Consider the following 7,480-nt stretch of genomic DNA (forward strand, 5'->3'; position numbering starts at 1 on the left):
TGCACAGGCTGAGACCGTTAATTCGGGATCCGCGGAACCTGATCGGGTTAATACCCGCGAAGGGAACAAGAGTAATTTATCGTTAATCAGCGAGCACAAGAGATTTCGCATAGGCTCTTACAGCTATCTTAACTAGTAGCATTACTCCCTCCCGCCATACTCCAGACAAGCAATTTTCTCCGTAGATAAATTTTTTTCGATAATCAACAGGAACTTGCTGTGTCTAAAACTATAATACCGCCCCATCAAGCTATTACACGCCCACGTAAACAGCAACGTGATGCTGCTGAGCAGTTTATTACTACGCTAAAAGGGATTACTTTTCCCAATTCTAAACGTATTTATCAATCCGGCTCACGGCCAAGATATTCGAGTCCCTATGCGTGAAATTCAACAAAGTGCTACATTGATTTCAGGCAAAAATCACCCCCCCTCCTACCAAAATAATCCCGCGATCCCGGTTTACGATACCTCCGGCCCCTATGGTGATCCTCAATCTAAATTAGATGTGCATATTGACTTGCCTAAACTACGTGCTAATTGGATCAAAGAACGACAAGATACCGAAGCATTACTAACAGTTAGCTCTGGTTTTACTCAACAACGTTTGGCTGATGAAGGGCTTGATCATCTACGTTTCGAACAACTCCCACGGCCGATAAAAGCCATGACGAATCGATGTGTTACCCAGTTACATTATGCCCGTGCCGGTATCATCACTCCTGAAATGGAATTTATCGCCATTCGTGAAAATATGAACCGCGAAAAAATTACCAGTGAACTATTACTCCAACAACATACTGGGCAAGCCTTCGGTGCCAATCTGCCAAAAAACATTACTGCAGAATTTGTCCGGCAAGAAGTTGCCGCTGGACGCGCCATTATCCCTGCAAATATTAATCACCCTGAATCAGAGCCCATGATCATTGGTCGTAACTTTTTAGTCAAAGTGAATGCCAATATCGGCAATTCTGCCGTCAGCTCTTCTATCGAAGAAGAAGTAGAAAAATTGGTGTTGGCAACCCGTTGGGGGGCGGATGATACCGTGATGGATTTATCAACCGGGCGTTATATTCACGAAACACGTGAATGGATCTTGCGCAACAGCCCAGTGCCGATAGGGACGGTGCCAATTTATCAAGCATTAGAAAAAGTCAACGGCGTTGCTGAGGATCTAAATTGGGAAATATTTCGTGACACATTATTAGAGCAAGCAGAACAAGACGTTGATTATTTCACCATCCACGCAGGGGTATTCCTGCGTTATGTGCCTATGACCGCCAAGCGTTTGACCGGTATTGTCTCCCGTGGCGGCTCTATCATGGCAAAGTGGTGTTTGTCTCATCATCAAGAAAATTTTTTGTATGAGCATTTCAAAGAAATTTGCCAAATTTGTGCCGCCTATGATGTTTCACTTTCACTCGGTGATGGATTGCGCCCAGGCTCTATTCAAGATGCCAATGATGAGGCGCAATTTGCAGAGCTGTATACCTTGGGCGAACTAACAAAAATTGCCTGGCAATATGACGTACAAGTGATGATCGAAGGACCTGGGCACGTGCCCATGCAGATGATCCGCCGTAATATGGCAGAAGAATTAGCGCACTGCCATGAAGCCCCTTTCTACACATTAGGGCCACTGACCACCGATATCGCCCCTGGCTATGATCATTTTACTTCGGGGATTGGCGCCGCGATAATCGGATGGTTTGGTTGCGCTATGTTGTGTTATGTCACGCCCAAAGAGCATTTGGGTCTGCCAAATAAAGAAGATGTCAAACAAGGGCTGATTACCTACAAAATTGCCGCCCATGCTGCTGATTTAGCAAAAGGACACCCCGGGGCGCAGATCCGTGATAACGCCCTGTCAAAAGCACGTTTTGAATTTCGTTGGGAAGATCAATTTAATTTATCCCTCGACCCCGCTACCGCCCGCGCCTATCACGATGAGACCCTGCCACAAGAATCTGGCAAAATCGCTCACTTTTGTTCTATGTGTGGGCCAAAATTTTGCTCGATGAAAATCTCACAAGAAATACGTGACTACGCTGCCGCACAAGAAATAGCCGCACAACCAATACAGATACAACAAGACGGCATGGCAAAAATGGCAGCGGCATTCCGTTCTAACGGCGGTGAACTGTATCAGGCAGCAGTCAATTTACCGACAGGGGCAACCAATGAATCTTCCTGACGCCCCTTTTGCCAATACCTCATGCCGATTGGGTCTGTACCCCGTGGTGGATTCACTAACCTGGATCAACCGCATGTTGGATAGTGGGGTAACTAGCTTACAATTGCGTATTAAGCATTTAGCAGCGATACAGCTAGAAAAAACCATCGTTAGCGCCATTTCACTGAGTCAACAGTATCCAGACGCGAAACTTTTTATTAATGACTATTGGCAACTGGCTATCAAACACCAAGCCTATGGCGTGCATTTAGGGCAAGAGGATCTCAGCACTGCCGATCTCAGTGCTATGCAAGCTGCTGGCTTGCGGCTCGGTATTTCAACCCATGACGAGCAAGAATTAGCACAAGCGCGCCAAATACGACCCTCTTATATCGCCCTCGGTCATATTTTTCCTACGCAAACGAAGCAAATGCCGTCTTCACCGCAGGGGCTAGCAGCATTAAAACGTCAAGTGAAAAATACGCCTGATTACCCAACTGTCGCTATTGGGGGGATCAGTATTGAGCGTGTGCTACCGGTATTGGCATGCGGAGTGGGGGGGGTAGCCGTCGTGAGTGCCATCACCAAAGCCGCCGATTGGCGTCAGGCAACAGCGGCGTTATTGCGCCTGATCGAAAATCAGGGCATCGCTGATGGATGATAGTGATTTTTTACGTTACAGCCGCCAACTGATGTTAGAAGAGATAAATTATCAAGGACAGCATCAATTACAGCGTGCTCACGTACTTATCGTGGGTCTTGGCGGGCTAGGATCCCCTGCGGCGCTTTATTTAGCCGCCGCAGGGGTGGGCACATTATCACTCGCAGACGATGATCGGCTGGATTTGACTAATTTATCACGCCAGATCCTGTATCGCACTGCCGATATTGGTCAGAGTAAAGCCAAACGCGCCAGCGCCCATTTGCATCAACTCAATCCGCAGATCACTATCCGTGTTATCAACAATAGACTGACGGAAGAAAATTTAGCGAAGGTGGTCAAAGACGTTGATTTAGTACTCGATTGCAGTGATAACCTGCCAACACGTTATCACATCAATTCCGCCTGTATTAGCGCGCAAAAAACGCTAATCAGCGGCAGCGCCATCGGTTTTAACGGACAACTATTGGTTATCGAGCCCCCCTATCGCTATGGTTGCTACGCATGCCTGTATCCCAATCAAAAAATCGCGCCAAACAACTGCCGTACAGCAGGGGTATTAGGTCCTGTGGTTGGCGTTATCGGCACATTACAAGCATTGGAAGCGATCAAAATTCTAGCGGGGCTCCCTTCCGCCCTCAGTGGAAAACTCGGTTTATTTAATGGCAAAAAAAACAGTTGGCGTCACTTGCAATTAAACCGCTCAACCCACTGTGCAGTTTGTGGCGTAATAAAACAACCAGGTGAAAAATAATATGAAAATTATGCTTAATGATCAGCCGATAGAGCTTGAAAGCGCCATGACCATTGACAACCTGCTTCAGCAATTACAACAAACTCAGCAGGGGAATGCCTTAGCCATAAATCAAACTATTATTCCTCAAAGCGATTGGGCCACGCATAGGGTGAAAGAAGGGGATGATATTTTACTTTTTCAGGCAATCGCCGGAGGCTAATATTTTGACCATCGATCATAAAAATCAGTTAACCATTGCCGATACCCCCTTTAGCTCACGCCTGTTTATGGGCACAGGAAAATTTGCTAATGCAAAATTGATGACGGAGGCACTACAGGCGTCAGGCTCACAATTAGTGACGCTCGCGATGAAACGGGTTGATCTCGCTGCAAATCAGGATACGATTTTAACACCGCTACGATCCGTTAGTGTCCAACTACTGCCGAATACCTCCGGCGCCAAAACAGCAAAAGAAGCTATTTTTGCGGCTAAATTGGCGCGGGAAGCGCTAAAAACTGACTGGATAAAGCTAGAAATTCATCCTGATAGCAGACATTTGTTACCCGATCCGATAGAAACCTTAAACGCCGCTGAAGCATTGGTAAAAGAAGGGTTCGTCGTGTTGCCCTATTGCAGTGCTGATCCCGTGCTATGCAAACGCTTAGAAGAGGTCGGCTGCGCGGCTGTGATGCCACTCGGCGCCCCCATTGGTACTAATTTGGGGCTACGCACCCGCGATTTTTTACAATGGATTATCGAACAAAGCAAAGTACCGGTGGTGGTGGATGCGGGTCTTGGCGCACCTAGCCACGCGCTGGAAGCCATGGAGCTCGGGGCAGATGCGGTGTTGATCAACACCGCCATCGCCGTTTCCTGTCATCCCGTGCAAATGGCACAAGCCTTCAAACTGGCAGTGGAAGCGGGGAGATTAGCTTATCAAGCCGGATTGGCTCAGCGTCAACAACAGGCGGTTGCCAGCAGCCCATTAACTGCTTTTCTCAATCAAATAAAAGATCAACAACATGTTTAATGATTTTAGTCATCATTGGCAAAGGCTAAATTGGGATGATATCGCATTGCGGATCAACAGCAAAACGGCATTTGATGTTGAACGTGCCCTCAATGCCAACAAACCAAGCCGAGAAGATATGATGGCTCTGCTCTCACCGATAGCACAATCCTATCTCGAACCACTAGCGCAAAAAGCACAACAATTAACCAGACAACGCTTTGGTAATACCGTTAATTTTTTTGTACCACTCTATCTATCCAATCTCTGTGCCAATGAATGCAGCTATTGCGGATTTTCCATGAGCAACAAAATCAAACGTAAAACGCTCAATGAAGACGAAATTATCCGTGAATGCTCGGCTATCAAAGCCCAAGGCTTCGAACATCTATTGCTGGTTACCGGAGAGCATCAAACAAAGGTAGGTATGGAGTATTTTCGCCGTCATTTACCGGCGATCCGCAAAAATTTTAGTGCGTTAATGATGGAAGTCCATCCCCTAACAGAACAAGAATATGCTGAATTAAAAAAACTGGGGCTAGATGCGGTTATGGTGTACCAAGAAACTTATCACGCTGCCAGCTACCACCAGCACCACTTACGCGGGAAAAAACAAGATTTTCATTGGCGATTAGCAACACCGGATAGATTGGGGCGCGCCAAAATCGATAAAATCGGCTTAGGGGCATTATTCGGCTTATCATCCAGCTGGCGTGTCGATAGCTACATGCTGGCAGAGCATTTATTTTATCTGCAAAAAAACTACTGGCAAAGCCGCTATTCGATCTCATTTCCACGTTTACGCCCTTGTCTTGGTGGTGTTGAACCGGCTTCTGTGATGAGTGAACGACAACTAGTACAATTAATTTGTGCTTTTCGTTTATTTGCCCCCGATGTCGAACTTTCTCTCTCGACCAGAGAATCTCCCTTTTTTCGCGACCACGTGATCCCACTGGCCATCAATAACATTAGTGCCGGCTCCAAAACGCAACCAGGCGGCTATGCAAGCCGTGATCCTGAACTCGAGCAATTTTCGCCTCATGATAACCGTTCAGCCCAACAAGTCGCTCAGATGTTAATTAAAAACGGGCTTCAGCCTGTTTGGAAAGATTGGGAACATTATTTAGGGCGAATTTAGCAATCTTCTTTAGCGAGCATAAAAGATTTCGAATAGGCTATGGCACAAAAGTCCATTTTTTTCCTATACTTGGATAGAATTAGAGTGATTGATAAATTTTATTAAACTACGAGGTATTATATGGATCAAACGGATGTGTCTTCACTACAAAAAAATGGAAACGATCAGCCCACAATTCACAGTTCCACACCCTCTGAAAATGTCGAAAAACATGCTAAGTACAATGCAGAAGGAAAATTACTTCATTCCTTTATATTTTCTTACGATGAAGAAAAAAAATTAAAATTTGTTCATGAAATGGTGAATCAATATGATACTCATGGTCGTTTAATAAACAATACCGAGCGTTGGTACGATAAAAACAGTCGACTACACCAAAATAAGAAAAAGAGATATGTGTATGATGCGCAGGGTAACTTGCTCATATCCAGTGATATCGACTACGGGATCGGGGCTTTCGACGACTTGCCAAGCAAAATAACCAATTCCGAGTATGATACCAACGGCCGTTTAGTCGCTCAACATATCGTTGCAAACGAGTACGATAGCAATCATAAGTTACTGACACGCCACACCACTAAGCGCCAATACGATGCTAACGGTCAATTATTACACAGTAAACAGTTTCAGCAGAGAAGGCAAAACCAGCTTGACATCACAGGCTCCTCTCACGAGGCATTAGTATCAGCAACACATTCCTTCGAGGTTTTTAATGAACCACACCCTGCGAATACAAAAACAAGTCCAAGCACTCAACCTAGTTTCGTCACGCTGGTTGCGAACTACTTTTCTTTTATCTGAGTAAATTACACTATAGCCGAATCAGTTTAATTTTATTCAAGGCGGAGGAGCGCAGACAGTACAAATAATACGGCAAGCGACGACAACACTTAAATCAAATTAAAATGATTTTGGCTAAACCGCTAATATCACTCCTAACGGGGGATGTTAGCGGTAGCCTGTATACCCTTCGCCTTTCAAGTTACGGCGGCGTTGGCGCGGCGGGTGCTCGCCGAATCACGTAGTCTATCTACGCTCATCGGTCTCACACCTTGGCCGCCTTGCCGTAACTCGAAATTCATTGGGTATATCAACAGATTTTTTGCAAAACCTTCAAAGCAACACGCGGTAAATATTTACCACTGATAACCCACACCTACTGAGATGGCAAAATCATTTTGGCTATTATTACTACTCTGTAGTTTGGTTATCCACTTCCCGCTTTCAGAAATTTTAGAGACGCCGATAGCAATTGCCGATCCATCACGGTAGCTCGCAACCGCCGCACCGAATAAACTGGAATCAGGGGCATAAGCGCCTGTGGGATCCCTGCCATCGCTATAGATGAAGCAATACCCGCTGTCAGCTTATTTTTTACCTGATCAATACGATTATCTAATTTTTTAATGGCTCGATGGTGAGCCTTTAGTTGTTTAAGGTTAACCGCGTCATTATCAGCAATGCCATCCTTGACACCCGTCATTCTGCGATTACCCTCAACACCGCTAATATCAATGGATTTTCCTTTTTTATTTTCTCCGATTCTGATTTTTTTTCCCTCTATATCCTGCGTTATCAGTATATTTGCGCCAGATACCGGCGGTAATAACATACCATCATCAGAGATAACTTTTTTAACTCAGTAATATCCGTACTATTTTTAGTGACCACCTTATTTAGCATTGTCAGGGCATCACCCACATTATTGAATTGCTTATTTTGAACGTTATAGTTTGGAGAGATAAATTTACTCGACGCAGTA

Annotated in this window: 8 protein-coding genes and 2 pseudogenes; 7 read left to right on the forward strand and 3 right to left on the reverse strand. The window is 45.3% G+C overall.

Features of this window, described 5'->3' with window-relative positions; translation table 11 throughout:
* Positions 1-219: 219 nt before the first annotated feature.
* From thiC to REG_RS10370, 7 genes and pseudogenes are all read left to right on the forward strand, one after another.
* Positions 220-2,194 (forward strand): annotated as a pseudogene (gene thiC, locus REG_RS10340) (phosphomethylpyrimidine synthase ThiC).
* Positions 2,181-2,834 carry a thiamine phosphate synthase gene (gene thiE / locus REG_RS10345; protein ID WP_039908991.1) on the forward strand — a complete coding sequence of 218 codons (654 nt, stop codon included), beginning with the start codon at positions 2,181-2,183 and terminating at the stop codon, positions 2,832-2,834. Before thiC ends, thiE begins: the two are co-directional and overlap by 14 nt.
* Positions 2,827-3,588 (forward strand): HesA/MoeB/ThiF family protein, encoded by a 762-nt coding sequence (locus tag REG_RS10350; protein ID WP_006705598.1) that lies wholly within the window; start codon positions 2,827-2,829, stop codon positions 3,586-3,588. The genes thiE and REG_RS10350 overlap by 8 nt, the downstream gene beginning before the upstream one ends.
* A gap of 1 nt (position 3,589) precedes the next feature.
* Complete coding sequence (gene thiS / locus REG_RS10355; protein WP_039908993.1) at positions 3,590-3,790, forward strand: sulfur carrier protein ThiS; 201 nt, start codon at positions 3,590-3,592, stop codon at positions 3,788-3,790.
* Between the two features lie 4 nt (positions 3,791-3,794).
* On the forward strand, positions 3,795-4,601 hold the full coding sequence (locus tag REG_RS10360) for a thiazole synthase (protein ID WP_006705600.1): 807 nt from the start codon (positions 3,795-3,797) through the stop codon (positions 4,599-4,601).
* A complete protein-coding gene (gene thiH, locus REG_RS10365) occupies positions 4,594-5,718 on the forward strand; it encodes a 2-iminoacetate synthase ThiH (protein ID WP_006705601.1) in 1,125 nt (374 codons plus the stop codon). Before REG_RS10360 ends, thiH begins: the two co-directional genes overlap by 8 nt.
* Before the next feature lie 120 nt (positions 5,719-5,838).
* Positions 5,839-6,519 carry a hypothetical protein gene (locus REG_RS10370; RefSeq protein WP_006705602.1) on the forward strand — a complete coding sequence of 227 codons (681 nt, stop codon included), beginning with the start codon at positions 5,839-5,841 and terminating at the stop codon, positions 6,517-6,519.
* A gap of 335 nt (positions 6,520-6,854) precedes the next feature.
* Here the strand turns inward: REG_RS10370 and REG_RS14755 are convergent, their stop codons facing one another.
* The 3 genes and pseudogenes from REG_RS14755 to REG_RS13850 form a co-directional block, all read right to left on the reverse strand.
* Positions 6,855-7,064 (reverse strand): YadA C-terminal domain-containing protein, encoded by a 210-nt coding sequence (locus REG_RS14755; protein WP_087943438.1) that lies wholly within the window; start codon positions 7,062-7,064, stop codon positions 6,855-6,857.
* Between the two features lie 29 nt (positions 7,065-7,093).
* A pseudogene (locus REG_RS14760) lies at positions 7,094-7,330 on the reverse strand (hypothetical protein); the annotation flags it as partial.
* Positions 7,294-7,480: hypothetical protein (locus REG_RS13850; protein ID WP_218015690.1), on the reverse strand; the 187-nt coding region annotated here is incomplete at its 5' end. The gene REG_RS13850 and the pseudogene REG_RS14760, both read right to left, overlap by 37 nt.

This window comes from Candidatus Regiella insecticola LSR1 (assembly GCF_000143625.1).
GTDB classification, from domain to species: domain Bacteria; phylum Pseudomonadota; class Gammaproteobacteria; order Enterobacterales; family Enterobacteriaceae; genus Regiella; species Regiella insecticola.